The sequence below is a fragment of the Lacisediminihabitans sp. genome, assembly GCF_043726815.1.
Taxonomy (GTDB): Bacteria; Actinomycetota; Actinomycetes; order Actinomycetales; family Microbacteriaceae; genus Lacisediminihabitans.
Window position 1 is genome coordinate 1 of sequence record NZ_JAYSJZ010000098.1, and the last position, 23,717, is coordinate 23,717.

General features: G+C 67.3%; 23 protein-coding genes, 1 tRNA gene and 1 pseudogene. 16 read left to right on the forward strand and 9 right to left on the reverse strand.

Annotation, left to right across the window (positions count from 1 at the left end):
* Positions 1-350 precede the first annotated feature (350 nt).
* From ACHZD8_RS14565 to ACHZD8_RS14580, 4 genes are all read left to right on the forward strand, one after another.
* On the forward strand, positions 351-548 hold the full coding sequence (locus ACHZD8_RS14565) for a type II toxin-antitoxin system VapB family antitoxin (protein ID WP_394771151.1): 198 nt from the start codon (positions 351-353) through the stop codon (positions 546-548).
* The gene (locus tag ACHZD8_RS14570) at positions 538-990 is read left to right on the forward strand and encodes a PIN domain-containing protein (protein ID WP_394771152.1); all 453 of its coding nucleotides are present in this window, start codon (positions 538-540) and stop codon (positions 988-990) included. Before ACHZD8_RS14565 ends, ACHZD8_RS14570 begins: the two co-directional genes overlap by 11 nt.
* Before the next feature lie 116 nt (positions 991-1,106).
* Positions 1,107-1,367 (forward strand): ribbon-helix-helix protein, CopG family, encoded by a 261-nt coding sequence (locus ACHZD8_RS14575; protein ID WP_394771153.1) that lies wholly within the window; start codon positions 1,107-1,109, stop codon positions 1,365-1,367.
* 135 nt (positions 1,368-1,502) lie between these two features.
* Positions 1,503-1,572: transfer RNA gene (locus ACHZD8_RS14580), tRNA-Thr, on the forward strand.
* A gap of 234 nt (positions 1,573-1,806) precedes the next feature.
* On the opposite strand, the gene ACHZD8_RS14585 is transcribed toward ACHZD8_RS14580, so the two are convergent.
* Both ACHZD8_RS14585 and ACHZD8_RS14590 read right to left on the reverse strand, forming a co-directional pair.
* On the reverse strand, positions 1,807-2,586 hold the full coding sequence (locus tag ACHZD8_RS14585; protein ID WP_394771154.1) for a TylF/MycF/NovP-related O-methyltransferase: 780 nt from the start codon (positions 2,584-2,586) through the stop codon (positions 1,807-1,809).
* A 314-nt stretch (positions 2,587-2,900) separates the two neighbouring features.
* On the reverse strand, positions 2,901-3,866 hold the full coding sequence (locus ACHZD8_RS14590) for a GlxA family transcriptional regulator (protein ID WP_394771155.1): 966 nt from the start codon (positions 3,864-3,866) through the stop codon (positions 2,901-2,903).
* Between the two features lie 147 nt (positions 3,867-4,013).
* Here ACHZD8_RS14590 and ACHZD8_RS14595 point away from each other — a divergent pair, with 147 nt between their 5' ends.
* Positions 4,014-4,652: an HD domain-containing protein gene (locus tag ACHZD8_RS14595; RefSeq protein WP_394771156.1), complete on the forward strand. Its 639-nt coding sequence runs from the start codon at positions 4,014-4,016 to the stop codon at positions 4,650-4,652.
* A 182-nt stretch (positions 4,653-4,834) separates the two neighbouring features.
* Here the strand turns inward: ACHZD8_RS14595 and ACHZD8_RS14600 are convergent, their stop codons facing one another.
* The 3 genes and pseudogenes from ACHZD8_RS14600 to ACHZD8_RS14610 all read right to left on the reverse strand — a co-directional run.
* On the reverse strand, positions 4,835-5,176 hold the full coding sequence (locus tag ACHZD8_RS14600; protein WP_394771195.1) for a winged helix-turn-helix transcriptional regulator: 342 nt from the start codon (positions 5,174-5,176) through the stop codon (positions 4,835-4,837).
* Positions 5,177-5,244: 68 nt separating this feature from the next.
* Complete coding sequence (locus tag ACHZD8_RS14605) at positions 5,245-7,545, reverse strand: Ig-like domain-containing protein (protein WP_394771196.1); 2,301 nt, start codon at positions 7,543-7,545, stop codon at positions 5,245-5,247.
* Positions 7,531-9,309 (reverse strand): annotated as a pseudogene (locus ACHZD8_RS14610) (adenylyl cyclase); the annotation flags it as partial. The pseudogene ACHZD8_RS14610 and the gene ACHZD8_RS14605, both read right to left, overlap by 15 nt.
* Positions 9,310-9,972: 663 nt before the next feature.
* Between ACHZD8_RS14610 and ACHZD8_RS14615 the strand changes: the two are divergent.
* The 6 genes from ACHZD8_RS14615 to ACHZD8_RS14640 all read left to right on the forward strand — a co-directional run bounded on the left by ACHZD8_RS14615 (position 9,973) and on the right by ACHZD8_RS14640 (position 14,306).
* Complete coding sequence (locus ACHZD8_RS14615; RefSeq protein ID WP_394771157.1) at positions 9,973-10,413, forward strand: iron chaperone; 441 nt, start codon at positions 9,973-9,975, stop codon at positions 10,411-10,413.
* Positions 10,414-10,578: 165 nt separating this feature from the next.
* Positions 10,579-11,067, forward strand: a complete 489-nt coding sequence (locus ACHZD8_RS14620; RefSeq protein WP_394771158.1) for a histidine kinase — start codon at positions 10,579-10,581, stop codon at positions 11,065-11,067.
* A gap of 77 nt (positions 11,068-11,144) precedes the next feature.
* Positions 11,145-11,990, forward strand: a complete 846-nt coding sequence (locus tag ACHZD8_RS14625) for a DUF4097 family beta strand repeat-containing protein (RefSeq protein WP_394771159.1) — start codon at positions 11,145-11,147, stop codon at positions 11,988-11,990.
* 31 nt (positions 11,991-12,021) lie between these two features.
* Entirely contained in the window at positions 12,022-13,011 is a 990-nt protein-coding gene (locus ACHZD8_RS14630; RefSeq protein ID WP_394771160.1) for an ATP-binding cassette domain-containing protein, read from the forward strand.
* Positions 13,008-13,844 (forward strand): ABC transporter permease, encoded by an 837-nt coding sequence (locus ACHZD8_RS14635; protein ID WP_394771161.1) that lies wholly within the window; start codon positions 13,008-13,010, stop codon positions 13,842-13,844. The genes ACHZD8_RS14630 and ACHZD8_RS14635 overlap by 4 nt, the downstream gene beginning before the upstream one ends.
* 180 nt (positions 13,845-14,024) lie before the next feature.
* A complete protein-coding gene (locus tag ACHZD8_RS14640; RefSeq protein ID WP_394771162.1) occupies positions 14,025-14,306 on the forward strand; it encodes a hypothetical protein in 282 nt (93 codons plus the stop codon).
* Between the two features lie 372 nt (positions 14,307-14,678).
* Here ACHZD8_RS14640 and ACHZD8_RS14645 read toward each other — a convergent pair whose 3' ends face one another.
* On the reverse strand, positions 14,679-15,116 hold the full coding sequence (locus tag ACHZD8_RS14645) for a BLUF domain-containing protein (protein ID WP_394771163.1): 438 nt from the start codon (positions 15,114-15,116) through the stop codon (positions 14,679-14,681).
* A gap of 171 nt (positions 15,117-15,287) precedes the next feature.
* Here ACHZD8_RS14645 and ACHZD8_RS14650 point away from each other — a divergent pair, with 171 nt between their 5' ends.
* The 3 genes from ACHZD8_RS14650 to ACHZD8_RS14660 all read left to right on the forward strand — a co-directional run bounded on the left by ACHZD8_RS14650 (position 15,288) and on the right by ACHZD8_RS14660 (position 18,290).
* Positions 15,288-16,727 (forward strand): MinD/ParA family protein, encoded by a 1,440-nt coding sequence (locus ACHZD8_RS14650; RefSeq protein WP_394771164.1) that lies wholly within the window; start codon positions 15,288-15,290, stop codon positions 16,725-16,727.
* A gap of 88 nt (positions 16,728-16,815) precedes the next feature.
* Positions 16,816-17,595, forward strand: coding sequence for a phosphatase PAP2 family protein (locus ACHZD8_RS14655; RefSeq protein ID WP_394771165.1), 780 nt, complete (start codon positions 16,816-16,818; stop codon positions 17,593-17,595).
* A 2-nt stretch (positions 17,596-17,597) separates the two neighbouring features.
* Positions 17,598-18,290 (forward strand): 4'-phosphopantetheinyl transferase family protein, encoded by a 693-nt coding sequence (locus ACHZD8_RS14660; protein ID WP_394771166.1) that lies wholly within the window; start codon positions 17,598-17,600, stop codon positions 18,288-18,290.
* On the opposite strand, the gene ACHZD8_RS14665 is transcribed toward ACHZD8_RS14660, so the two are convergent.
* Positions 18,287-19,027 (reverse strand): ThuA domain-containing protein, encoded by a 741-nt coding sequence (locus tag ACHZD8_RS14665; protein WP_394771167.1) that lies wholly within the window; start codon positions 19,025-19,027, stop codon positions 18,287-18,289. The two genes, ACHZD8_RS14660 and ACHZD8_RS14665, sit on opposite strands and share 4 nt — an antisense overlap.
* The gene (locus tag ACHZD8_RS14670; protein ID WP_394771168.1) at positions 19,024-20,139 is read right to left on the reverse strand and encodes a Gfo/Idh/MocA family protein; all 1,116 of its coding nucleotides are present in this window, start codon (positions 20,137-20,139) and stop codon (positions 19,024-19,026) included. The genes ACHZD8_RS14665 and ACHZD8_RS14670 overlap by 4 nt, the downstream gene beginning before the upstream one ends.
* 210 nt (positions 20,140-20,349) lie before the next feature.
* Between ACHZD8_RS14670 and ACHZD8_RS14675 the strand changes: the two genes are divergently transcribed.
* Positions 20,350-21,399 (forward strand): LacI family DNA-binding transcriptional regulator, encoded by a 1,050-nt coding sequence (locus tag ACHZD8_RS14675; RefSeq protein ID WP_394771169.1) that lies wholly within the window; start codon positions 20,350-20,352, stop codon positions 21,397-21,399.
* Between the two features lie 3 nt (positions 21,400-21,402).
* On the opposite strand, the gene ACHZD8_RS14680 is transcribed toward ACHZD8_RS14675, so the two are convergent.
* Positions 21,403-22,314: a DsbA family protein gene (locus ACHZD8_RS14680; RefSeq protein ID WP_394771170.1), complete on the reverse strand. Its 912-nt coding sequence runs from the start codon at positions 22,312-22,314 to the stop codon at positions 21,403-21,405.
* A 243-nt stretch (positions 22,315-22,557) separates the two neighbouring features.
* Between ACHZD8_RS14680 and ACHZD8_RS14685 the strand changes: the two genes are divergently transcribed.
* Positions 22,558-23,652, forward strand: coding sequence for an ABC transporter ATP-binding protein (locus tag ACHZD8_RS14685; RefSeq protein WP_394771171.1), 1,095 nt, complete (start codon positions 22,558-22,560; stop codon positions 23,650-23,652).
* Positions 23,653-23,717: the final 65 nt, after the last annotated feature.

Consider the following 23,717-nt stretch of genomic DNA (forward strand, 5'->3'; position numbering starts at 1 on the left):
GCTTGCGGAGGGTGTGGGGTCGGGAAGCGAGCTCGCTCGGGGATGGCGGTGGGACAAGGGCAAAACACCCCACAACTATTCGTTTGCCTATTCGCCGCCGCGGTAGAAGCAAACGAATAGACGATCGATCGTCATGGCCGCACGAGACGTCCTCGGCGGGAAGTCGGTGACCGACGAGCAGATCCTCTACTGGGCCGACGAAGCCGCCGTCGGCTACTCCTCGACACAGCTGCGCGACGGGCTGCGCTCGGGGCTGAAACCCCGTAGGTGGGCAACCTCACATGGTGCTGATACTTGTCAGTCTCGGCTCGACTATATAGAATTGCCAGAGGTCTTATATAGGAGGATTCATGGCGGTCACGAGCGTAGACATCGACAGTGAATTGCTTCGGCTTGCCAAAAGCTCCTTCGGCGTGCGCACCAACCGGGAGGCGATCGACCTCGCGCTTCGCGACGTCGTAATGCGTCGTCGCCAGATCGAGGCGATCGACGCGATCGCTCAAATCCCCCTTGACCGCGATGCCACGGCCATCCCGTATGGCGACTAAGGCCCCGCGTAGAAGCCCCTCTCGATACCTCATCGACAACAGCGTCTGGGCTCGTCTTTCGACGGATGCCAGCGTGGTCGCCGCGGTGAAGTCAGTGGTCGACCTGGCCCGTCCCGACGACGTCCTCATCTGCCCACCTATCGCCCTCGAACTGGGCTTCAGCGCAAGGACCGGATCGGATCACTCGGCGCTAATGGCCCAGCTGGCCGCCTTCCCAGAATGCCGTGACCATCCGACAAACGAGGAGGCAATGCTCATCCAGAACCGGCTCTGGAACGCCGGCTTGGTTCGATCGGCCGGCGCCATGGACAGCTTGATCGCGGCATACGCGATCAAGAACGAGGCCGTGCTGCTGCACTACGACCGAGACTTCGATTACATCGCGAGCGTGATGCCCGAGTTTCATGCTCAGTGGATTGTGCCGCGGGGCTCGATCGATTGAATCGGCCCTGAACTCTCGCCTTTCCCAAGGGCCAAATTCGTAATACGATATTCCATCCACGCGATGAAGGCACGAACCATCTACCTCGACCTACTACCGTGAAAGGAGAAATGAACATGGACCGAGACACCATTGGCGGGAAGCCAGTGAGCGACGAACAGATCGCCGAATGGGCGGACGAAGCCGAAGCCGGTTACGACGTCGACGATCTCAAGAAACGCGGGCGTCCCCGGCTCGGCTCCGCCATCGCGCAAGTCGCAACTCTCCGCCTGGACCCAGAACTGGATGCCGCACTCAACGAACGCGCCCAGCGCGACCACACCACACGAAGCAGCGTGATGCGGGACGCGCTGCGCGCGTGGCTCGAAGCCTCGTAGGCTCTTCGCGCGGTCGACTAGTGCCGGCCGCGCGGTTTTGCCCACGTTTTGCCCACCAACGCTTCACTTCCGACGTTATTTGCGATCATCACATGGCATGAAATTCGTTGATATTCCGGGCTTTTTGCCGAATCTGCCCCTAGTTTTCGGGGTCCATTTCGCTCTTGTAAAGCGGGGGTCGTCGGTTCGAATCCGACAGGGGGCTCAGAAAAAGAGCCGAAGATTCGGCTCTTTTTTTTCTCAGCCCGCATGGCCCTGACCCGTCATCGCGGCATCCCCAGCCCCGCCCCACAAACGCGGCGCACGATCTCTGGCACACAGCAACGCTGCCGCCGTCTTGCCCCCGAGGCCCGCCAGCGGGAAACTCAGATCAAACCCAGGCAACCGCGCTCACCGAACCCGACTGGCGGAGCGACGCTTGCTCCGCGCCGGTGCGGGCTCACTCGACGGGTTTGATGGCTACGCGTCCACTTCCGGTTCGGGCGAGGTACAGACGGGCGTCAGTGCGGGCGAGGAACTCGTCGACGGCCTCGCGGGAACCTTGCCACCATCCGTAGTCGTCGAGCAGAAGAACACCGCCCGGCACGAGCCGGTCGTACAGGTGTGCCAGCTCGTGCGCGGTCGATTCGTACCAGTCCGTGTCCAGCCGCAGGACGGCGATGCGGTCGGGCGCCTCGCTGGGAATGGTCCGCTCGACAGGCCCCTTGACGAAATGCAGCTTCTCCCCCGGATAGGGGACCTGACGGAAACCCTCCTGCACATCCTCCAGCGACGCATACGCCCACACGCGGGAATTCTTGCTGTAGGAGGCCAACATCTCGACCGCGGTTCGACCATCGCCACGCCGGTCCCGCGGGCCGGGGGCGGTCATGCCCTCATACGTGTCGAACAGGTACAAGTCGCGCTCGTGTGTGCCCAGAGCGTCCAGCGTCCGAGCAATCGCGTGCATGCTCCCGCCGCGCCACACTCCGCATTCCACTACCGCCCCGGGAATGTTGTGCCGGGTGATGTAGCGCCCTGCCATGATCACCGCGTACAGCTTCTCGACGTTCGTCATCGTGTATGGCCGTACCATCCGGATGATCGCCGAGGCTTCCTCGTCGATATCTGCCGGAATCGTGCCCGCTGCGGCCTCGCCGCCTATTCCGCGCCGGACGCGCCGTAGTTCATACCCGGTCAGTTGGGAAAGAACACCATTAACACGCTTGCGCACCGACATAAGCCACAAGTTACCCCACCATTAGCTGGTGTCATCCGCATTCTGGTCCACCGTCTCAACCGCGAGCGGCTCAACACCTTCCACGTTGTGCACACTACGCGGAGAGGATACATTTCGGCCGTCGCGAACGGGCTCTGGGCCTCGTTCGCCCCGTCAGCCCGTCAGGAGCCACCAGTGCCGCGTATGGCCGGAAGGTCGGTGCTTGCGCCGGTCGGGCCGGCCCAGCACTTGGCACCAATCATGAGATGGAGGCCGCGCGCTGAAGCTGGTCTTCGCGCGGAGAACTCTCCGGATCGGAGCGGTCAGCCGAACGCTCAGGACGAAATCGTCGATGCGAAGCGGCCTCGGTACTTCGATGGCGGGATCGACAGGTGGGAGATGAACGCCCGCCGCATGGATTCAGAGGTGCCGAATCCGGAACGCCCGGCCGTGTCGGTGATGCTGTATCCGGCGTCGAGGAGCGCCTTGGCGGTGTCGAAGCGAATCAGCTCGACGTACTTGGCCGGGGAGGTGTCGAGTTCCTCGTGGAACAGCCGGGTCAGATGCCGGGCACTCACCTGGGCGAGCTCGGCGAGGCTGACGACCGAGTACTCCCCGGTCGGATCGGACTTGATCGCGTCGACCACCATCCGCAGCAGCGGTGTCCGCGGGCCGGGACCTGCGAGATTGGCGGAGAACTGGGACTGACCGCCCGCCCGCTGCAGGTACACCACCAAGGAGCGGGCGACCGTTCGGGTGAGTTCCGCGCCTTCGTCTTGCTCGAGGAGCGCCAAGGCCAGGTCGATACCGGCGGTGACGCCGGCGGACGAGTACGTGGTGTGGTCCTTCACGAAGATCGAATCAGGCTCGACCCGGATCGAGGGGTACCGCTTCGCCAACTCGCGGGTGTGTTTCCAGTGGGTTGTCGCCCGCTTCCCGTCCAACAGTCCGGCGGCGGCGAGGATGAACGCTCCGGTACAGATCGAGGCGGTGCGGGCGAAGCGTGCCGACAATTCGAGGGCTGCCGACGCGAGTTCGTCGGCGACCGGGTTCTCGGGGAACACCTCGCCGCCGGCGACGAGAAGGGTGTCGAACCGTCCAGCCGCCGCGGCCGACGTATCGACAGGGACCCGGAATCCGATCGACGAGCGAACGTCGCCGCCGTCTGCAGAGATCATGCTGATCCGGTAATCAGCGCCCGACAGGTTCGCCTCGGTGAACACCTCTGCGGGACCGACGACGTCGAGCATCTTCATCCCGTCGAAGAGCAGGATCCCGACTCTGTGAGGGGCAGACGGCATGAGACGGCCCTTCGGCGATGTCTTGAATCGAGGGATTCGTGCCCATCGGAGCGGGGTGCCCGGCAGGGGGTGAAGCGCAAGCTGTGAACAAGTCAAACACACGCGCTTCCGGCCCGCCCGGAGACGCAGAACAGGAATCGAACCATCGTGATCGAGACAATCGCAGGAATCAGCATCCCCGACAGCACCCTCGTCGTCGAGGCGACGGAGCTCGTCCGCGACACCACCAACGAACTCATCTACAACCACTCCCGCCGTGTCTTCCTCTTCGGGACCCTCCAGGCGCGGGCTCTCGGCACCGTCCCAGACCCCGAGCTGCTGTACGTCGCCGCGCTCTTCCACGACCTCGGACTCGTCGCCCCGTACAAGAGCGACGACCAGCGGTTCGAACTCGACGGCGCCGCCCACGCGCGCGCCTTCCTGACCTCCCACGGCTTCTCGCCCGTAGACAGCGACACCGTCTGGACGGCAATCGCCCTGCACACGACCCCGGCCGTGCCTTACCTGATGAGCCCGGTGATCGCAGCGACCACCGCAGGCGTCGAGACCGACGTCCTCGGCATCAACCTCGACAGGATCTCCGCCGCGGAGATCTCAGCAGTAATCGCCGCCCATCCGCGGCCCGACTTCAAGAAGCGCATCCTCGCCGCGTTCCTCGACGGGTTCCGCGACCGGCCGCACACGACGACGGGAACGGTCAACGCCGACGTGCTCGAACACTTCGTCCCGTCGTTCCGCCGCGCCGACTTCGTCGACACGATAGAGAACTCCGCTTGGAGTGACTAGGCGACGGGGACGGCCAAAGCAACTCGGCAAACCACGCGGAATTCACCGAATCGAGCGAGGGCGACCGCGACTCGGAAGCGCCGACGCGCAGGCCGCCACGAGGCGCCCCGATCCGGACTTGGATGTCGCCCTCAACGGATGGATCGTGCCGCGGGGCTCGATCGACTGGGGCCATGACCCATCTACGCGACGGCGCTGCTTGGTTCGGTAAATCCGGCTTCTGCGGCGTGTTCGGTTGCCCAGTTGATGATGCCGTGCAGCGGGCCCACCAGAGTTTCGCCAAGCGGGGTGAGTGAGTATTCGACTGCCACCGGGGTACTGGGGATGACGGTTCGTTGGACGCAGTGCGCCCGCTCGAGGTCTCGAAGGGTTTGGGTGAGCATCTTCTGGGAGATGCCCTCGATTCTCCGCAGAAGTTCGCTGAACCGGTGGGTGCGGCTGCTGAGAACAAACACCACCAGTGGGGTGCATCGATCTCTGGATTGAACTGGACCCGTGTTCCGTCTCGTCACCTTCAGCGGCATAAGGGCGGCGCGGCGGCGGCCCCGAAGGATGCCGCGGCCGCGCCGTTTCAACTCAGTGAACCCGCTGCTTAGTAAACCCCGCTCAGGTCGTCGAAGTAGTACGTCCGGTCGGCCGGCATCGGTGCGTAGCCGCCAACGCCCACGAAATAGTCGAAGAAGACGCTCACCTTGTTGTAGGTATTGGCCAGGTTCAGATTCTGGGTCGGCTTAGTCAGGTCGTAGGTCGTCGGGCCGTCGGGGATGTAGTGCGTCGACGTGTCGCCGAAGTCGAAGGTCAGCGTCTCCCAGGCCCCAGCGACCGTGGTGAACGCATCGGTCTCGACGTTCTGACCGGGGTTGCCGGCATTCTCCACCTTCATTCGCACACGAATGCCCGGGGCCGGGCTGTAGACGCGCATGGTCATCTTGGTGTGAGCGGCCGTGAACGGGATCGTGTCGACGGAGAGGTTGGCCCCGGTGGACACCGTGGTGCCCGCCGTCGCCGACGCCGTCACGGCCTTGGAGACCGTGGCAACCTTGTTGGTTCCACCGGCGGGATCGGCCACGACCGCGCCCCCGTTGTCGCCGAAGTCGGTCAGGGTGTAGGTCTTCGTGCTGTCATCGAACGTGACCCCCCATGAAGTGGGCGGCGGTGGCGGCTGACTGCCGCCGAAGGTGAAGTCCAGATCGTCGGCGTAGTAGGTCTTCCCTGTTCCGGCAGTGCCGAAGTCGAAGAAGATCGACACCTTGTTGTACGTCACGGCCAGGTCCAGCGCGGGGGTACCGGCGGCCTGGTTGGCGAAGTTGAACGTTAACGTCTGCCACCCGCCGGCCACCGTCGTGGTGGCCTCGGTCTCGACGGACTGGGCGCCGTTCGACGCATTCTCCACTTTCAGCCGCACCTGGATTCCCGCGTCGGGCGACCACACGCGCGCCGTCACGGACTTCTGGGTGGCGCTGAAACCGATCGGCGCGATTGCCTGGTTAGGGAGGTTCGACACCGTGGTACCCGCCCAGACCTCGGCGCCCACCGCCTTGACGACCTTCGCCACCTTGTTGGCGGAATTGGCCGGGTCGGAAGCGATTGTCGAGTCCGCCGCACCACCGAAGCCGGTGAGCACCGGCGGGGTGCTTTCGTCGAACGTGATGACCGTGCCCTGCACCGGCGGCGGCGGGGGCGCCACGTCCGTCAGGAAGGTCAGGTCATCGAAGTAATACGTCCGGGCGGCGGGCATTGGTGCGTAGCCGCCGACGCCGACGAAGTAGTCGAAGAAGACGCTCACCTTGTTGTAGGTGTTGGCCAGGTTCAGATTCTGGGTCGGCTTGGTCGTGTCGTACGTCGTCGGGCCGTCGGGGATGTAGTGCGTTGACGTGTCGCCGAAGTCGAAGGTCAGGGTCTCCCACGCCCCGGCGAGTGTCGTGAAGGCATCCGTCTCGACGTTCTGTCCCGGGTTGCCGGCGTTCTCGGCCTTGATCCGCACGCGAACGCCCGCGGCCGGGCTGTAGACGCGCATCGACATCCGGGTCTGAGTGGCCGTGAACGGGATCGTGTCGACGGAGAGGTTGGCCCCGGTGGATACCGTGGTGCCCGCCGTCGCCGACGCCAGGAGATCCTTGGACACCGTGGCGACCTTGTTGGTTCCACCGGCGGGATCGGCCACGACCGCGCCCCCGTTGTCACCGAAGTCGGTCAGGGTGTACGTCTTCGCGCTGTCATCGAACGTGATCACCCAGGAGGGCGGCGGCGGCGGCGACGAGGTCGTGTTGAATGCCTGCTGCGCGGTGGCAGCGGCGGTGTTGGCGTTGCCGGCCAGATCGGTAAACGTTCCCGCGGCCACGCTGACCGCGACGGTCCCCGTCGCGTTGGCCGGCGGTGACACCACCAGAGTGGCGTGCGTGGCGTCGACGCGAACGAACGCGCCCTTCGTGCCGCCAGTGACCACCACGTCGTCGGCCGTGAAGCTAGTGCCGACGTCCTTGCTGAAGGTGAACGTGAAGGTCACATCGCCGGTCGCGGTAGCGGCCGGGATGTTGTCACTGATGGCGACCGTCAGCGGCGTGGTCGTGTTGAACGCCTGCTGGGCTGTGGCGGCGGCAGTGTTCGCGTTGCCCGCCAAATCGGTGAACGTCGCCGCGGCCAGGCTCACGTTGATGTTCCCTCTCGAGTTCTCCGTGGGCGGAACGACCAGGGTCGCCGTGCGAGCGTTGACGCGGGTGAACGATCCCCTCGAGCCACCGGTGACGGTGATGTCGTCGGCGGTGAAGCTGCAGACATCCTCACTGAAGGTGAAGGTGAACGTGACCTTGCCGGTCGCGGTGGCACCAGCAGCAACATCGTCGGTGATGGCGACAGTCGGCGCCGTCGCGTCGTCAGAGGGGTAGAGGACCACGCAACTGGGGGCTCCGACCCCCGCCTGCGTCACGGCCAACCCTTTGTCGTTGATGACGTGGTCAAGAGTTCCAGCTCCCAGCTGGACGGTCAGGAGGTCGTGCAACTTCACGCCCGGCTTGCGGGGAACCTCGAAGCCAACGGCGGCGTGGATGGTGGGATCGACATTGGTGTAGACGTAGCTGCCACCGCCCCACAGTTCGTTGGTCGTGACCGTGTCGGCGACCTTGTAGCCGGCCCAACCGAGGACGCCGTTGTGCTGCCAGGCTGCCTGGTTCGGTGCGTCATACGGCAGTTCGTTCTGGAAGAAGACGGTCTTGCCGTTCTCTCCGTTCCAGATGACGTTGTACTGCTGGTAGTGCTCGACGAAGAGTCCAGTGGCGGTGACGTTATCGCCGTTGACGATGACGCCGTTCTGGCCGGTGTTGATGGTCCAGCCGACGCTGCCGGCGGTGCCGTGATCGGCGCGCCAGGCCCAGATGTCGTCGAGGATGGTGTTGTCGCTGTTGACCTCCAGGCTGACGGTGGCCTTTCCAACGTGCGGTCCCCCGACCCGGAAGAAGACGTCCTGCAGGGCGGTCGGGTCGCCCGGATTGCTCGTCCCGCTGTGGTGGGCCTTGGTGCCGATCTGCAGCAGCACCGGCGAATTGGTGGTACCCGCATCGATCGTAATGCCGGCGATGTCGATGCCCTGGACATCGGCGGTGCTCATCACGAGTGCTCCGCCCACTGCGGTCAACGTGGCCATTCCCATGCCGAGCACCACGGTGTCCGCGTTCTTGACGGTGATCGTCTTGTTGATGGCATAGACCCCGGGTGTGATCAACAGGTTGAGGCCTTTGGCGAGCTGGCTGTTGATGGCTGCCACCGAGTCGGACGGCTTGGCGACGAAGAACTTCGACAACGCGATCGAGCGCCCGAGAGTGGGTCCGTTCTCCCAGGTGGTTCCGGAGTAGTTGGCCCTGGGCGCCGGCACGAATACCTGCCACGCGCCTGCGGAATCCACGTAGAGGTAGGGCTTCTCCCGGCTGGCCGGGTTCTTGGCCAGCGTGGTGTACGGCGGATCGGGGTAGGACTGCGCGGGTGCGCCCTGCGCCCCGGCGAACACCTGGTTCCAGACGCCGTTCGACCAGGAACCGACGCTGCTGTCTCTCACGAGGTACTGCTGCTGCGAGCCGTTGATGACATCGCCCGTCTTGGAATCGGCGATGAAGCCGCCGCTGGCGTACTGCGGCCCGTCGGTGCAGTAATCCATCAGCGACAGCTTGCCGCCGGTGATGTTGACCCGTCGCATCGGCGCGGCCTGAGAGGCGGCCCAGAAGTTGGCGCTGGACCGGCAGCCGTCCAGGCCCATGACGTTGATGGTGAGGTTCGACACGGAGCGCCAGAAGCTGTCCAGCGCGATGCAGCCCGTGGTCGGCCGGCACCGGTTGTAGACGTCGACGTGGCCGTTGATCGTGACATCCGTGGGCGAGACGCCCAGGCCCGCGACCTCGGTGTAGTAGCCGACCTTGATGATGAGGGGATTCGCGGCGGTGCCGTAGATCCCGGGTTTGAACAGCAGGGAATATCGGTTCGTCCCCATTTCGTCATCGACCTGCTGGGCCGAAATGGCATCGACCGCGGCCTGGATGTCGGCAATGGGCATGCTGGGGTCGAAGATTCGCACGTTCGGGCCGAAATCCGGGGTGGCCACGGGTGTCGGTTTGGCCGGCGCGGCCAGAGCAGCAGCGGGAGCCACCACCAGCCCCGTGCCGGCCGTCATCACGCCGAGCGCGATGGCAATGGCGCCAGCGACGAGCCGCACGTGCAGTCGCGACACCTTCCGGCTCCGGAGTTTTGAGGCAACTAAGCTCGGGCGGAAAAAGGATAGCGACATTGCTGGTCCTGCTCTCTGGGGGAAGAGTGAGTGCTCGTGTCGCCGGCGACGATGCCACGGGTGAGAGCGCTCTCAGGCAGACAATAGCACCTCGGCGCCCTCCCTGACAAGAGCTTTGAACGCCTTTCTCGGCCGACACGGCGAGGCTCCCGCAGGTGTCGGAGATTCGCCTCAGGCGGTAGCACCGCCGTCGACCGGCACGATTGCGCCGGTCACGTACGAGGCCCTCTGATGTCACCTCGTAAGTCGATGTTCGTATGCACGTCACCGAACCGGATAGCTCGCGATTGGGCCTGTTTGTCGCGATTGGGGCACCACGACCGTGCCCGATCTCGACAAACGGGCACACACGCAAACGAACTACCCCGTTGACGCTCCCGCCACCACCGGCCATTCGATCGGGCCGACCTCGGCCTGGCCGCCGAGAGAGAGCCCGCAGTCGGCGGGAAACGAGCAGGATCCGAGAAGCGCCGACGAGCGGGTCGGCCTAGCCTGTGAACGAAGGCGGCGACCACGTCCAGCCGCGCGCGTAACGAACGGAGAGCCAGAATGCCCACGAATTCCGAATCCGGCGGCTTCACCGCCGAGGAGCGTGCCGCGATGAAGGGTCGCGCGGCGGAGCTGCGCGCCGAGGGCAAGGCCGGCGCCAAGAGGGCGGACGGCCTGCATGCGTTGCTCGACAGCATCGCGAAGATGGCGCCGGACGACCGGGTGCTCGCCGAACGCGTGCACGCCACGGTGACGGCGAGCGCGCCGGGGCTGTGGCCGAAGACCTGGTACGGCATGCCCGCCTACACGAACGACGACGGCAAGATCGTCTTCGCCTTCAAGAACGCGGGCAAGTTCAACTCCCGATACTCGACCCTCGAGTTTCAGGACGCCGCCCACCTCGACGACAGCGAGATCTGGCCGGTGTCCTACGCGCTGGAGAAGTGGAGCCCGGCGGTGGAGAAGCGAGTCGCCGAACTGGTGACGGCCGCGATCTCCTGAGGATGCTCAGCCCGCGTCGGCCCGCCGGCAGGTGTTGACGACGATCCCCGATGGCAGCGGGAGAGACTCGGCCAGGCCGGGCGCCAGCCTACAGATCGCGGTCATTTCGCGGGGATGACACCACTCACGCTTGACATGACACCACGATGGTGTCATTCTGGTGACATGGAACTTGGACAGTACGTCACCGATCTGCAGCGCCAGCTCGTGGATGCCGCGGCGAACGGCTCGAACGACACCCGCGCCGTGGCCGAACGGCTCGCCGCCGGGCTGGATGCCGCGACCCGGCTCGTGCTGCTCGACGCCCTGTCGGCCGCGGCCGGCGAGATCACCCGCGACCTCGCGCCTGGCTCGGTCGACCTGCGGCTGCGCGGACGCGAGATCGAGTTCGTGGTCACGCAATCGACTACGGAGCCCGACGACGACGACCGCACCGTCGCATCCGTCGATCTCGACGATGCGAGCACCTCGCGCACCACGCTTAGGCTGCCGGATGCCCTCAAGACCCGGGTGGACGAGGCGGCCGCCGCCGACGGCCTGTCCGTCAACACCTGGCTGGTGCGTGCGGTCGCGGCGGCCCTGCAACCCAAACAGCGACGATCCGCGCAGCGCACTCTGCGCACCGGCGACAACTTCGCCGGCTGGGCGCGATAAGCCTTCCCGCCCAGCACTCCCCAGCCCCGCGATCCCGCGGGGCCCGTCAGCCACGCCTACAGAACGGAAGCGCCAGCATGCCCACATTCACGACCCCCACACCGATCGACGTCGCCATCAACCTGCCGGTCGGCGAGATCGAGGTCATCGCCAGTGACCGTACAGACACCGTCATCACCGTGTCGCCCACCAACCCGGAGAAGGCCGTCGATCGCCGAGGCGCGGAAGAGACGAAAGTCGACTTCGATGGCGAGCGGCTCACTGTCAAGGGCCCGCGGCCACGAATCAGCTTCGTGGGCCCCACCGAGTCCGTCGACCTCAGGGTCGAGCTTCCCACCGGATCACGGCTCACCGCGGAGCTTGCGGTCGGCCTGGTGCGCACCGTCGGCCGCCTCGGCGCCACCCGCATCAAGGCCTCGACCGGTGGGATCGACGTCGACTCCACCGGCGACCTCTGGCTGCGCGCGGGGCACGGCGCCGCGATCGTGGGCAGCGCGCACGGCGGGATCGAGATCACCGCAGACCACGGCCAGATCAAGGTCGGCACTGTCACGGGGGATGCCCTCCTCAAGGCCTCTCACGGCAACGTCACGGTCGGGGAGATCGGCGGCGAGCTCGAAGCGAAGCTCTCCTACGGCGACCTCGAGGTCACCAGGGCTCTCGCCTCGGTGACCGCGAAGACCGCGTACGGCAGCATCCAACTGCACGAGGTGTCGAGCGGGTCCATCCAGGTCGACAGCGGCTACGGCCTGATCGCCATCGGCGTGCGCGAGGGTGTTCCCGCCTGGCTCGACCTGTCGTCGAAAGAGGGACGAGTGCGCAACCAGCTCGACGGCGACCGCGCCCCCGACACCTCCGACTCGTCGGTGGCAGTGCGCGCACGCACCCAGTTCGGTGACATCACCATCCAACGCGCCCGGTAGTCCCGGGCCTCGAACAGAAGGGCACGACACCATGACAATCCCCGCGATCGAAGTCCGTGGGCTGCGCAAGTCCTACGGCAAGAAGACCGTGCTCGACGACGTCGACCTCACGGTTGCACCGGGCACCGTCACCGCGCTTCTCGGCCCCAACGGCGCCGGCAAGACCACGACCGTGCACATCCTCAGCACTCTCCTGCGGCCCGACGGCGGCACGGCGCACGTGAACGGCTGCGACGTCGTTCGCGATCCGGCCGGCGTGCGCGCGGTCATCGGCCTGACCGGGCAGTTCTCGGCGGTCGACAAGCTGCTCACGAGCGAAGAGAACCTGCTGCTGATGGCCCGGCTGCGCCACCTGGGGGCGAGGCGTGCGAAGACGCGGGTGGCCGAGCTGCTCGAGCAGTTCGACCTGGTCGAGGCCGCCCGCAAACCACTCGCCACCTACTCCGGCGGGATGCAGCGCCGCCTCGACCTCGCGATGACCCTCGTCAGCACGCCGGGCGTGATCTTTCTCGACGAGCCCACCACGGGGCTGGACCCGCGCAGCCGCCACACCATGTGGGACATCGTGCGCGACCTCGTCGCGGACGGCACGACCGTGCTGCTCACCACCCAGAACCTCGACGAGGCGGACGAACTCGCGGACCGGATCGCGGTGCTAGACGGTGGACGCATCGTCGCGGCCGGCACGCCGGAGGAGCTCAAGCGCCTCGTGCCGGGCGGGCACATCCGGCTCCGGTTCGCGGATGCCGCGGCGCTCGACGGCGCCTCCCGCGCCCTGCGCGAGCACGGCCCCGAGTCCGCGCGCGACGGGTCCACTCGGGACGATGCCGGCCTGGCACTCACCGTGCCCACCGACGGCGGGGTGCGCGCCCTGCGAACCGTGCTGGACCGCCTCGACTCGGCGGGCCTCGAGGTGGACGACCTCAGCATCCACACCCCGGATCTCGACGACGTCTTCTTCGCCCTGACCGGCACGAAGGGTCGGTCGGACCTGACAGACAGGAAGGGAAACGAATCATGACCACCACGATCGCCCCGCGCCAGACGGCCCTGGGCGCGCGTCCACAGTCGCACGTCGTCGCCGACTCGATCACGATGCTGCGCCGCAACCTGCTGCACATCGTGCGCTATCCCGGCCTGTCGATGTTCACCATCCTGGGACCGGTGGTGATCCTGCTGCTCGTCGTGTTCGTCTTCGGCGGCACGCTCGGGGCCGGCCTGCCCGGCGTGGACCCGGCGGCCGGGCGGGACGCCTACCTCGCCTACGTGATGCCGGGCATCCTGCTCATCACCATCGCGGGCACCGCCAGTGGCGCCGCCATCACGGTCTCGATGGACATGACCGAGGGCATCACCGCCCGGTTCCGCACGATGGCGATCTCCCGGGCGGCGGTACTCGCCGGACACGTGCTCGGCAACACCATCCAGGCGGTCATCGCGGTCGCCCTGGTGCTCGGCGTCGGCCTGGCCGTGGGCTTCCGCCCATCCGCCGGGCCGATCGAGTGGCTCGCCGCCGTCGGCCTCATCGTGTTCATCTCGTTCGCGGTCAGCTGGATCGGGGTCGCCATGGGAATGCAGTCGAAGACTGTCGAGACCGCCAGCAACCTGCCGATGATCCTCACCCTCCTGCCACTTCTCGGCAGCGGTTTCGTGCCGACGGCGTCGATGCCGGCCTGGCTGCAGTGGTTCGCCCAGTACCAGCCGTTCACCCCGTTCATCGAGACCATCCGGGGGTTGCTGCTCGGCACACCGCTCGGCTGGAACCCGACGCTCGCGATCGGCTGGTGCGTCGTGATCACGGCCGTCGGGTACGCCTGGTCGATGGCGATCTACGAGCGCAAGTCGGTGCGCTGAGCCGGGGCGCACCCCGAGGGGCGGGCGGTCGCGAGTTCCCGGGCGGTCTCGAGGTATCGCGGCCGCCCCTTTTTTCGCGGCCGCCCACGGCGCAGCACGAGTTCATCCATGATCAGGCCGCCGTCGACTCGTGCGGCCTGTAGCGTGTCAGCGGCGAACTATCGCGTAGACGGGAACGAAATGATCACCCTCCATCAGGATTCCGACGGCTTCATCCGCATGAACAGGCACTTCCCGACTTCCGCCACCATTTCCATCACGTTTGCCGACGGGTCATCAGAGGTGTTCTCGGGCGAGCAGGTCAACGCGATCTACGACACGACCCTGGCGGAGTTCCGTGCCCAGAACCACCTGGACGCGAAGGGGTTCTCTCGCGGCCCGGCCAAGACCGTGCACCCCAGGAACATGATCGAGTTCGTGCCGGTTCATGCCGGGATGGCGAGCGAGCTCCCCACCGCCTGAGGCCGCCGCCGGCGCGCGCATGACTCAGGCTGATCTCGGCCCGCCGCCCGTCGCGCCCCGGGAATTGGGGCCGCGCGCGGCCGCGCGGGAGCATCCTGCCTGAGTTGTGAACGCGGGGCGGCGAGCGAGATCCCTCCGCCCGACGACGATCCGGGGCCGCCCGAGCCGGTCGGGCCACGCCGGGCCGGGCCGCCGAACCGGCCAAGCCGCGCGCATAACTCCGGCAAATCCCGGCACGCCGCCTGCCGCAACCCCGGGAATTCAGGACTTGCACGGCCTCGATGCGAGGTTTTGCAGGAGTTATGAACGTTGGGGCGGGGCGCACCAGGGCGGGGACAGGCGGCCGGGGATCCGGCGGCCTCGGGGCGAGGCCTACGCCGTCTGGCCGACGGGCAGCGAGTTGTCGCGGAACCAATCGAGCAGCCGCAGCGCCCGCTCAGCGGTCTCCGACACGTTTGTCGGGCTCTGCGGTTGGTGGAAGAAGTCGTCGTAGCCGGGGATGGACCGCGAGAAGCTGTCCGTGAGCGCGCGGTAGCCCATCCGCCAGCTCGGATAGTGCCGTTCGGTGATGGACTCCACGCTGAGCATCCGGACGCCGAAGTGTCGAGGATCGACGGCGATGGCGGCGTAGCGTGCCCGCACCGCCTCGTCCGGACCCTCGAGAACCTGCATGAACTGGCTGTTGCTGTACAACAGGATGCCCGTGATGCCGAGCCGGGCGTTGTTTCCGCGAATGCTCGTGAGCAGTCGCGCCAGGTCCTCGTCGGAGTACGCGCGGCTCGCTGAACTCAGGTACGCGATCGACAACATGCGGCCTCCTTTTTCTTGAACCATGCTCGCGTATACCGACAGTTCGGTACAGTCCCCCCTTCAGGGCGCACGCGGCGCAGGGCGGCCGGTCGGGCACCCCCGAACGGGGCACACTATGCTGCTCAGGCGGCGCAAAACCACCGCATTGAGTAAGAACGGAACCGTTCACCCATGTCTCAGGAAGAAACCGCCCAACCCCGCATCCATGTGATTGTTCGCGGAAGCACCGCCGGCGAGGTACTCGTCGACGGTCTCAGCCACCCCATCGTCGCCGCCGACGATGCCGGTGTGCGGGAGGAAATCATCGCCCACGTGACGACCCGCGCGCGGGTCAGCGGTCGCGCCCTCTACATCACGACGGAGGATGAGTCCGGCCAGGGCGAGCTGCTGGTGCACCCCGACGGACGCGTCGAGGGAGTGGGGGCCGGGGTTCCCCCGCAGACCCGCCCCATCCTGGTGCCGCCGGCCGAAGACGGCCGGGCCGAACCGGTCTCCGCCGTCAGGCGGGAGACGGCCATGCCCCTTCCGCCCGAGCCGGCACTGCCCGAACCTGCGGCGTCCGAACCAGCGCCGCGGGCTGCCCTGCCCGCTCTCGACGAGGAGTCCGTCTTTCCGATGCCGATTTCGGCGCCTGACTCCCGCTCGTTCGCGGGGGCGCTCGACGGCGAATCCGCCACGCCCCCGACCCTCGCCGACTTCCTGGACTCCCGCCCGGAGCCCCCGGCCGGCCCGGCGGGATGGGGCTGGCAGGGTGCCGTTCGCCGCCTCTCCGCGGGCCTGATCTCGCCGACACCGGGCTCGGGGGAGCGAGCCCACCGGGCCGCGATCACCGCCGTGCAGCGCAGCCTCAACGGGCCGCGCACGATCGTCGTGCTCAATCCCAAGGGAGGTGCGCACAAGACCACCACGACCCTGTTGATCGCCGCCACCCTCGGCATATACCGCGGCGGGTACACCCTGGCCTGGGACAACAACGAGACGATGGGCACCCTGGGCGTGCGGGCGCAGGCCGCCCGGCACACCAACACGGCCGTCGACCTGCTGCGCGCGCTCGACCGGTTCGCCGATCCCCGCTCCGTGCGCGTGGGCGATCTCGACAACTACGTGCGGGCCCAGGGCGACGCCCAGTTCGACGCGCTCGCCTCCGACCTGGACCCGGCCGGTGCCGCGAGCATCGACGCCGACGCGTTCCGCAAGCTCCACGCCACCCTCAGCCGTTTCTACCGGGTGCTCGTGATCGACACCGGGAACAACATGCGGGCGTCGAACTGGGAGGCGGCCGTCGAGACCGCCGACCAGCTCGTGATCGTCTCCACCATCCGCGAGGACACCGCATACGGAGCCGCCTCCCTGCTCGACGGGCTACGCCAGAAGGGGCATTCGGACAAGGTCGACCAGGCGGTGACCATCCTGGCGTCCCCGGCGAAGAACGCCGACGAGCAGCTCTCCGCGCGGCTGCACGACCACTTCGGTCAGCTCACCCGCGCGGTCGTGGACGTGCCATACGACCCGGCACTGGTGGCGGGAGGGCCGCTGGTGATCGACGCCCTCGCACCGGCCACCCGCGAGGCGTGGCTTCGCGCGACCGCCGCCATCGCGGAGGGACTCTAGGCGGGCCGAGGGCGCCAGACTCCCCGTTACGCGATATTGTGGCCGGTCAGTGACGACTGCGCGTCTCGAGTGATAAGGAAACAAAACTATGGCCACTGCCACCGCACCCGATGAGAGCCGCTGGCAGAGCTGGCGCGGCAAATTCATCGTCGAGGAGCGCTACGTTCGCCCCGAGACCCGACGGAACCTCTACCTGACTTCCTCGATCCTCATCCCGCTCGGCCTCGTGTTGTTCGCCGTCATCCTTACGTCGGTGCTGCAGCAGACCGGCCTGGCTCGGCTGGACCGACCGACAGAGCTCTGGATCAACTCGCTGCGCTCGCCAGCCACCACGGCGGTGATGGGAGTGATCACGACCATCTTCGGCCCGATCTTCCTGCCGATCATCATCCTCATCACCACGGTCACCTGGGCGCTGCTCGCGCGACACCTGTGGCGGCCGCTCCTCCTCGCCGGCGCCATGATCACCGGGGTGATCGTGGCCAATACGATCGCCCCCATCGTTCACCGGCACCGGCCTCCGAGCAACCTGATGCTGATCGGACCGGACTCGACACCCTCGTTTCCGTCCGGACACGTGCTCGGCGCCAGCGACTTCCTCATCCTCACGTCGTTCCTGCTCATCTCCCGCGCTCCATCGGTCGGTCGCGTGGTGGTGGCCGCCATCGTCTCGGTGCTTGGGATCGTCGCCGCGATGACGAGCCGGATGTATCTCGGCTACCACTGGCTCACCGATACTCTCGCCGCCCTCTCGCTGTCCATGGTGATCGTGGGAACCGTCATCGCGATCGACACCTGGCGCACCGTGCGGGTGCCCGGCGAGCCGGTGACCGGGCCCGCGTCCCAGCCGCAACGGGATGGCACCTAGACATGAGTGAAGTCGACCCAGGCGCGACCCGCGTCTGGGTCGCCTGCGTCGACGACGAGTTTCCGCGGGTCGCCGCCGAGCTCGGCCTTCCGTGCCACGATTCCCGGCCCACCGAGTGGCTCGACCCGGACGAGCGGGCCCGCGCGAGGAGCCTCGTCGACCCGCTGGCCTCGGCACGATTCGCCCGGGCGCACGCGGTGCTGCGCCTGGTGCTCGGCTCGGTGCTGGCGGTGGAGCCCGCGCTCGTGTCGTTTCGCCGGGGCGCGTGCCCGGCCTGCGGCGGTCCGCACGGTCGGCCACAGCTGGCGCACCCGCACGCACCGGAGTTCAGCCTCAGCCGCTCCGGTGCCTGGGTCGCCGTGGCCGTGCGGCAGGGGGCAGCCGTCGGCGTCGACCTCGAGGAGCGGCGGCCCGGCGCCGACCTCGGCCCGCTCGAGCGGGACATCCTGGCCGCCGGCGAAGCCGTGTCCGGCGACATTCTCGACGTGTGGGTGCGCAAGGAGGCCCTGCTCAAGGCCACCGGATTCGGTCTCTCCCGCGAGATGTCGACGGTGCACCTTCGACCCCAGGGCGGCGGCTGGGCGGACGACGGCACGCCCGGCATCATCGTGCGCGACCTCGCCGCCGGCCAGACGCTTGCCGCCGCGATCGCCGGTCCGGCCCTGGGCGAGGTCGAGATCCGACGAGCTGGCTAGCCCTCGAACCACCCGAGCGGGGCGTGCTTCGCCACCTGCTCCTCGAGCGGAAGGGTCGGGGCCGCCCAGCGGATTCCGTTCGCCAGCACCCTCAGCACCTCGGGCTGGTGATAGACCGGGTATTCCTGGTCGCCGGGCGAGAAGTAGAAGACCCGGCCGTGCCCGCGCGTGTACGTGACGCCCGAGCGGAAGATCTCGCCGCCCTCGAAGGACGAGACGAAGACCAGTTCGTCCGGCACCGGAATGTCGAAGGGTTCGCCGTACATCTCCTGCCGCGCGATCACGAGCGGGTTCGGGATGCCCGCGGCGATCGGGTGGGTGGCCGCGATCGTCCACACCAGCTCGCGTTCGCCCTCGTTGCGCCAGAGCAGCGAGGCGGTGGACCCGGTGAGCTTCTGGAAGATCTTGGAGTAGTGGCCGGAGTGCAGAACGAGGATGCCCATCCCGGCGAGCACGCGCCGGTGCACCCGCTCCACCACCTCATCCGACACCTGGTCGTGGGCGATGTGCGCCCACCAGAGCAGCACGTCGGTGGCGTCGAGCACCTCGTCGGTGAGGCCGTGCTCCGGATCGGCGAGGGTGGCGGTGCGGATGGTGTCCGCGCCACCCTCGGCGAGGTCGAAGTGCCCGGCGAGGCCCTCGGCGATCGCGCCGTGGATGCCCCGCGGGTAGTTCTCGGCGACGATCGCGTCGCCGCGGCTCTCGTGCACGTTCTCGTTCCAGACGGTGATTCTCATGCGACAGTCACTTCCTTGTTGGTGCGAGCGGATTCATAGACGGCGTCGAGCACGCGGCTGCGGTGCAGGGCGTACTCGCCGTAGGAGTTCGCCCACTGGCCGGAACGGATCGTGGCGAGGAACTCCTCGATCACGAGCCGGTGCTCCCCGCCGGGCACGTGCACCCGGGGCACGGTGACGGCCGACGCGCCGTGCACCTCCGAGTGAAGCCGCAGGGTGTCGTCGGTGGCGTGGTCGCGCACGAAGAGGCTCGCGCCGCCCATCGAGCCGAGCAGGTCCACGGAGATGTCGTTGTCGTGGGCCGTGTAGTCGGCCCAGGACGCCTCCAACTGGATGCTCGCCCCGTTGTCGAGCCTGAGCAGGGCGAAGGCGAAGTCCTCCACCTCGAAGGTCTGGGTGCCCCCGGTCGTCTGGGAGTTGCTGGCGCCGCCCCGACCGAGTCGCCCGACCTCCCCGTAGTCGACAGCGCTCACGGAGAGCACGCGGGGCTCGCCCAGCAGGTGGAGCACGATGTCGAGCACGTGCGAGCCGAGGTCGATCATGGGACCGCCCCCGGACATCGCCCGGTTGGTGAACCAGGAGCCGATGCCCGGGATGCCGCTGCGTCGGCGCCAGCTCGCGCGGGCGTGGTAGATGCGGCCCAGCTCGGTGGAGGCGAGGTAGTCCTTGAGCAGGCGCACGTCGCCACGGCGGCGATGGTTGAAGGCGATCTCGAGCACTCGGTTGTTGGCGAGGGCCGCGTCGGTCATCTCCGCGGCGAGCGCGCCGGTGGTGGCGAGCGGCTTCTCGCAGAAGACGTGCTTGCCGCTGGCCAGCGCCGCGATCGCGATCGGATGGTGCAGGTGGTTGGGCACGCCGATGCTCACGATGTCGAGGTCGTCGCGCGCGACGAGGTCCTGCCAGTCGTGGTAGAGGTTCGGGACGCCGCGGGTGCGGCCGAGCTCGGCCAGCCTGGGCTCCTCCTGGCCGGCGAGGGCGACGACGGTGGCACCCGGGAGCGCCGTGTACGCGTCAAGGTGGGTGGTGCCGGCGAATCCCAGCCCGATCACTCCCACCCTCAGCTCGGTCGGGGCCGCGGACGGCGCTGGCTCGGTGGACGCTGACAGGGTCATTGACGGCCTTTCACGGCGAGGGGAGGGGGTTTCCGGCGGAATCGAGCGGGAATGGTTTAGCGCTCAACCTTGCCTCCGAAAGTCAAGCGGCATCGCCCCCTCGCTGTCAAGCCGCCGTCAGCGTGTCGGCCCCAGATGCGCGAAAGCCCAGATCCGCGACGACCCAGATCCGCTAAATTCGAGTGACCCCAATCGGAGGATGCCGTGCGCGTGACCCTCAAGGACATCGCCGCCGAGGCCGGCGTCAGCCTCCAGACGGTCTCCAACGTGGTCAACGGAAACCACGCCAGGGTGTCGTCGGCCACGATCGACCGGGTGCTGTCCATCGTGGCCGCACGCGGCTACGTGCCGAGCGCCTCCGCCCGCACCCTCGCCGGCAGCGCCTCGCGAACGATCGGTCTCATCGTGCCCGCCGCGGACACCTCGCGCCTGCTGCTCAGCCCGTACGACGTCGACATGCTCGGCGGGCTCGAACGCGAATTCCGAGCGCGAGGATTCGACCTGCTGCTGCGCGGCATCGTGGACGTCGCCGAGGTGCGCGAGGCGGTGCAGACCTGGAACCTCCACGGCGCGGTGCTGCTCGAGTTCACCGAGAGCCAGGTCGGCGCCCTTCGCCCGGTCGGCGACGCGGTGCTCGTGTCCCTCGACGCCTACGCCGACAATCCGGCCGTTCGGTCGGTACGCATCGACGACTTCGACGGAGGAAGGCAGGCCGCGCGGCACCTCCTCGGCGCCGGGCACCGCTCCGTGGCGTTCGCCGGGCTGATCGGCAGCACCACCGGGGTCGTGCGGGAACGCCTCGCCGGCTTCCGCGCCGGCCTCGCCTCCGAGGGGGTGTTGCTCTCCGACGACGCCGTGCTCGATGCGCACGCCAGCCACGAGGCCGGTCACGCCCTCGCGACCTCCCTCGCGGCCCGGTGGTCGGAGGCGGGACTCGAGCCGGGCGCCCGCCCGACCGCCATCTTCGCCACCGCCGACATCCTCGCGATCGGACTCATCCAGGGATTCGTGGCGGCCGGGCTGCGGGTGCCGCAGGACGTGTCCATCATCGGCTTCGACAACCTCGCGGCCGGACGATTCGTGACCCCGCAGCTGACAACCATCGCCCAGGACTTCGGGGCGAAGGCCAGGGCGGTCTCGTCGCTGCTCTTCCCCGATCGCGCCGAGAGCGCGCGATCGGCGTCCCCGATCGTCACCTCGGTGCAGCTGGTCGAGCGGGCCTCGGTCGCCGCTCCCCCCGGGGCTCGCGACCGGAGCTGAGCGTTACGGGGCCGGGCTGGGACTCGGGGTCGCCGTGGCGCCCTCGCGGAACGTGTCGCCGGCGGCCTTCTGGATGGCGGCGGAGAACGCGCTCGCGTCCGTCGCCGCGCCATTGAACTTGGCCCCGTTAATGATCACGGTCGGCGTCGCCGACACCTTCTTCACATCGGAGTTGGGGATCGGACCGGTGGTGGCGCGCGACGTGGCCGCCGTCACCCACGCCTTGAACGACTGGTCCGTGATGCAGCTCGTGATCGAGGCGAGGGATTCGACCTTGGCCTGCTTGGCGATGGAAATGAGCTTCTGGTCGGTCAGCCCCTCGGTGTTCTCCTTCGGCTGCTCCTCGAAGAGCAGGCCGTTGAAGTTGAAGTAGGAATTCGGCGAGAAGTTGGCGACACAGGCCGCCGCGTTCGCCGCGCGGCTGGAGTACCGCTGGCCGAGCGAGCGGTTGTCGAGAATCGCGATCGGATGGATCTCGAGCGTGGCGGCCCCGGTCTTGAGATAGGACTCGATCTGGGCGGTGTTGGTCTGCTCGAAGACCTGGCACACGGGGCACTGGTAGTCGACGAAGATCTGGATGTCGATCACGTCGGCCTTGTTGCGGGGCGACGGCACCGGGGCATCGCCCGGCTCAAGGGCGGCGGTCGGCACGGCGGCCAGGTTCTGGCCGATCTTGATGCCGTCGCTGAGCATGTTCTTGGGTCCAGCAGACGGCGGGCGCACCGAGCTGGTGATCACGACGACGATGACGGCGATGATCGCCAGGGAAACGACGATGAGGCTGCCCTGAAGCACGAAGCGGCTTCGGCGATCCTTCTTCCTCTGCTCTTCGCGCAGAGTGCGGGCCTTCTCACGAGCGGCCTCGCGCCTCTGGTTCTTGCTGAGGCGATCGTCGCCAGCACCGCCGTAACTCATCGAACCTCACTATTGATCAACATGGTTGTGGCCCTCGAACCGTCTCGACTGCAGTGAGCGGGAGCCCTTTGCACAGTAGACAGTGATTCTGGGAATAACCCAGACGAACGCTGGATAAGCCTAGCCAGTCGGCGAACGCAGGTTTAACGGCACACACCTCTACGTGACATAATGACCGAGCAGTATCTTCCATTCACTACGGATCGTCCGGCACGTACCTGCCGGTGAAGGAGCAATAGAACCATGGCATCTGTCACTTTTGACAAAGCAACCCGTCTCTACCCGGGTTCGACCAAGCCCGCCGTCGACGCCCTCGACCTGCACGTCGCTGATGGCGAATTCCTCGTCCTCGTCGGCCCCTCCGGCTGTGGCAAGTCCACGTCGCTGCGCATGCTGGCCGGCCTCGAAGAGGTCAACGACGGCAACATCCTCATCGGCGACCGCAACGTCACCGACGTGCCGCCGAAGGACCGCGACATCGCGATGGTGTTCCAGAACTACGCGCTGTACCCGCACATGACGGTCGCCGAGAACATGGGCTTCGCGCTCAAGATCGCCGGCGTCAACAAGGACGAGCGCGCCACCCGCGTTCTCGAGGCCGCCAAGCTGCTCGACCTCGAGCCGTACCTGGGCCGCAAGCCGAAGGCGCTCTCCGGTGGACAGCGTCAGCGCGTCGCCATGGGCCGCGCAATCGTTCGCCAGCCGCAGGTGTTCCTCATGGACGAGCCGCTGTCGAACCTCGACGCCAAGCTCCGCGTGCAGACGCGCACCCAGATCGCCTCCCTCCAGCGCCGCCTCGGCGTCACGACCGTCTACGTCACGCACGACCAGACCGAGGCGCTCACCATGGGTGACCGCATCGCCGTGCTCAAGGATGGCGTGCTGCAGCAGGTGGGAACCCCCCGCGACCTGTACGCAAACCCGAAGAACGTCTTCGTCGCCGGATTCATCGGCTCGCCGGCCATGAACCTCTTCACCGCCGACCTCGTCGACGGTGGACTCAAGTTCGGATCGGCCGTCGCGGCCCTCGACCGTGCCACCATGGGCGCGACGAGCAACACCAAGGTCACCATCGGAGTTCGCCCGGAGGACGTTCGCGTCTCGACCACCGGCGAGGGCCTCAAGGTTGACGTCGACCTCGTCGAGGAACTCGGCGCCGACGGTTACCTCTACGGTCACACCGACATCGACGGTGGCCGCGTCGACATCGTCGCCCGCGTCGATGGCCGCGTTCACCCGAACGCCGGCGAGACGGTCTTCATCCTTCCGGAGCCCGCCCACATCCACGCCTTCGACATCGAGTCGGGCAACCGCCTCAGCAAGGCCGTCGCCGACTAGTCGGTCGAACAACCCTGGTGCGGGCGACGATCTCTTTCGTCGCCCGCACTTTTTTTCTCTCCAGA

Excerpts from the sequence above, each read along its gene's own strand:
- ACHZD8_RS14565 (WP_394771151.1), top strand. The coding sequence starts at position 351 with ATGGCGGTCACGAGCGTAGACATCGACAGTGAATTGCTTCGGCTTGCC.
- ACHZD8_RS14630 (WP_394771160.1), top strand. The coding sequence starts at position 12,022 with ATGACAATCCCCGCGATCGAAGTCCGTGGGCTGCGCAAGTCCTACGGC.
- ACHZD8_RS14685 (WP_394771171.1), top strand. The coding sequence starts at position 22,558 with ATGGCATCTGTCACTTTTGACAAAGCAACCCGTCTCTACCCGGGTTCG.
- ACHZD8_RS14620 (WP_394771158.1), top strand. The coding sequence starts at position 10,579 with ATGGAACTTGGACAGTACGTCACCGATCTGCAGCGCCAGCTCGTGGAT.
- ACHZD8_RS14670 (WP_394771168.1), bottom strand. The coding sequence starts at position 20,139 with ATGACCCTGTCAGCGTCCACCGAGCCAGCGCCGTCCGCGGCCCCGACC.
- ACHZD8_RS14570 (WP_394771152.1), top strand. The coding sequence starts at position 538 with ATGGCGACTAAGGCCCCGCGTAGAAGCCCCTCTCGATACCTCATCGAC.
- ACHZD8_RS14575 (WP_394771153.1), top strand. The coding sequence starts at position 1,107 with ATGGACCGAGACACCATTGGCGGGAAGCCAGTGAGCGACGAACAGATC.
- ACHZD8_RS14655 (WP_394771165.1), top strand. The coding sequence starts at position 16,816 with ATGGCCACTGCCACCGCACCCGATGAGAGCCGCTGGCAGAGCTGGCGC.
- ACHZD8_RS14660 (WP_394771166.1), top strand. The coding sequence starts at position 17,598 with ATGAGTGAAGTCGACCCAGGCGCGACCCGCGTCTGGGTCGCCTGCGTC.
- ACHZD8_RS14590 (WP_394771155.1), bottom strand. The coding sequence starts at position 3,866 with ATGCCGTCTGCCCCTCACAGAGTCGGGATCCTGCTCTTCGACGGGATG.
- ACHZD8_RS14625 (WP_394771159.1), top strand. The coding sequence starts at position 11,145 with ATGCCCACATTCACGACCCCCACACCGATCGACGTCGCCATCAACCTG.
- ACHZD8_RS14665 (WP_394771167.1), bottom strand. The coding sequence starts at position 19,027 with ATGAGAATCACCGTCTGGAACGAGAACGTGCACGAGAGCCGCGGCGAC.
- ACHZD8_RS14615 (WP_394771157.1), top strand. The coding sequence starts at position 9,973 with ATGCCCACGAATTCCGAATCCGGCGGCTTCACCGCCGAGGAGCGTGCC.
- ACHZD8_RS14680 (WP_394771170.1), bottom strand. The coding sequence starts at position 22,314 with ATGAGTTACGGCGGTGCTGGCGACGATCGCCTCAGCAAGAACCAGAGG.
- ACHZD8_RS14650 (WP_394771164.1), top strand. The coding sequence starts at position 15,288 with ATGTCTCAGGAAGAAACCGCCCAACCCCGCATCCATGTGATTGTTCGC.
- ACHZD8_RS14645 (WP_394771163.1), bottom strand. The coding sequence starts at position 15,116 with ATGTTGTCGATCGCGTACCTGAGTTCAGCGAGCCGCGCGTACTCCGAC.
- ACHZD8_RS14600 (WP_394771195.1), bottom strand. The coding sequence starts at position 5,176 with ATGCCGCTGAAGGTGACGAGACGGAACACGGGTCCAGTTCAATCCAGA.
- ACHZD8_RS14640 (WP_394771162.1), top strand. The coding sequence starts at position 14,025 with ATGATCACCCTCCATCAGGATTCCGACGGCTTCATCCGCATGAACAGG.
- ACHZD8_RS14585 (WP_394771154.1), bottom strand. The coding sequence starts at position 2,586 with ATGTCGGTGCGCAAGCGTGTTAATGGTGTTCTTTCCCAACTGACCGGG.
- ACHZD8_RS14635 (WP_394771161.1), top strand. The coding sequence starts at position 13,008 with ATGACCACCACGATCGCCCCGCGCCAGACGGCCCTGGGCGCGCGTCCA.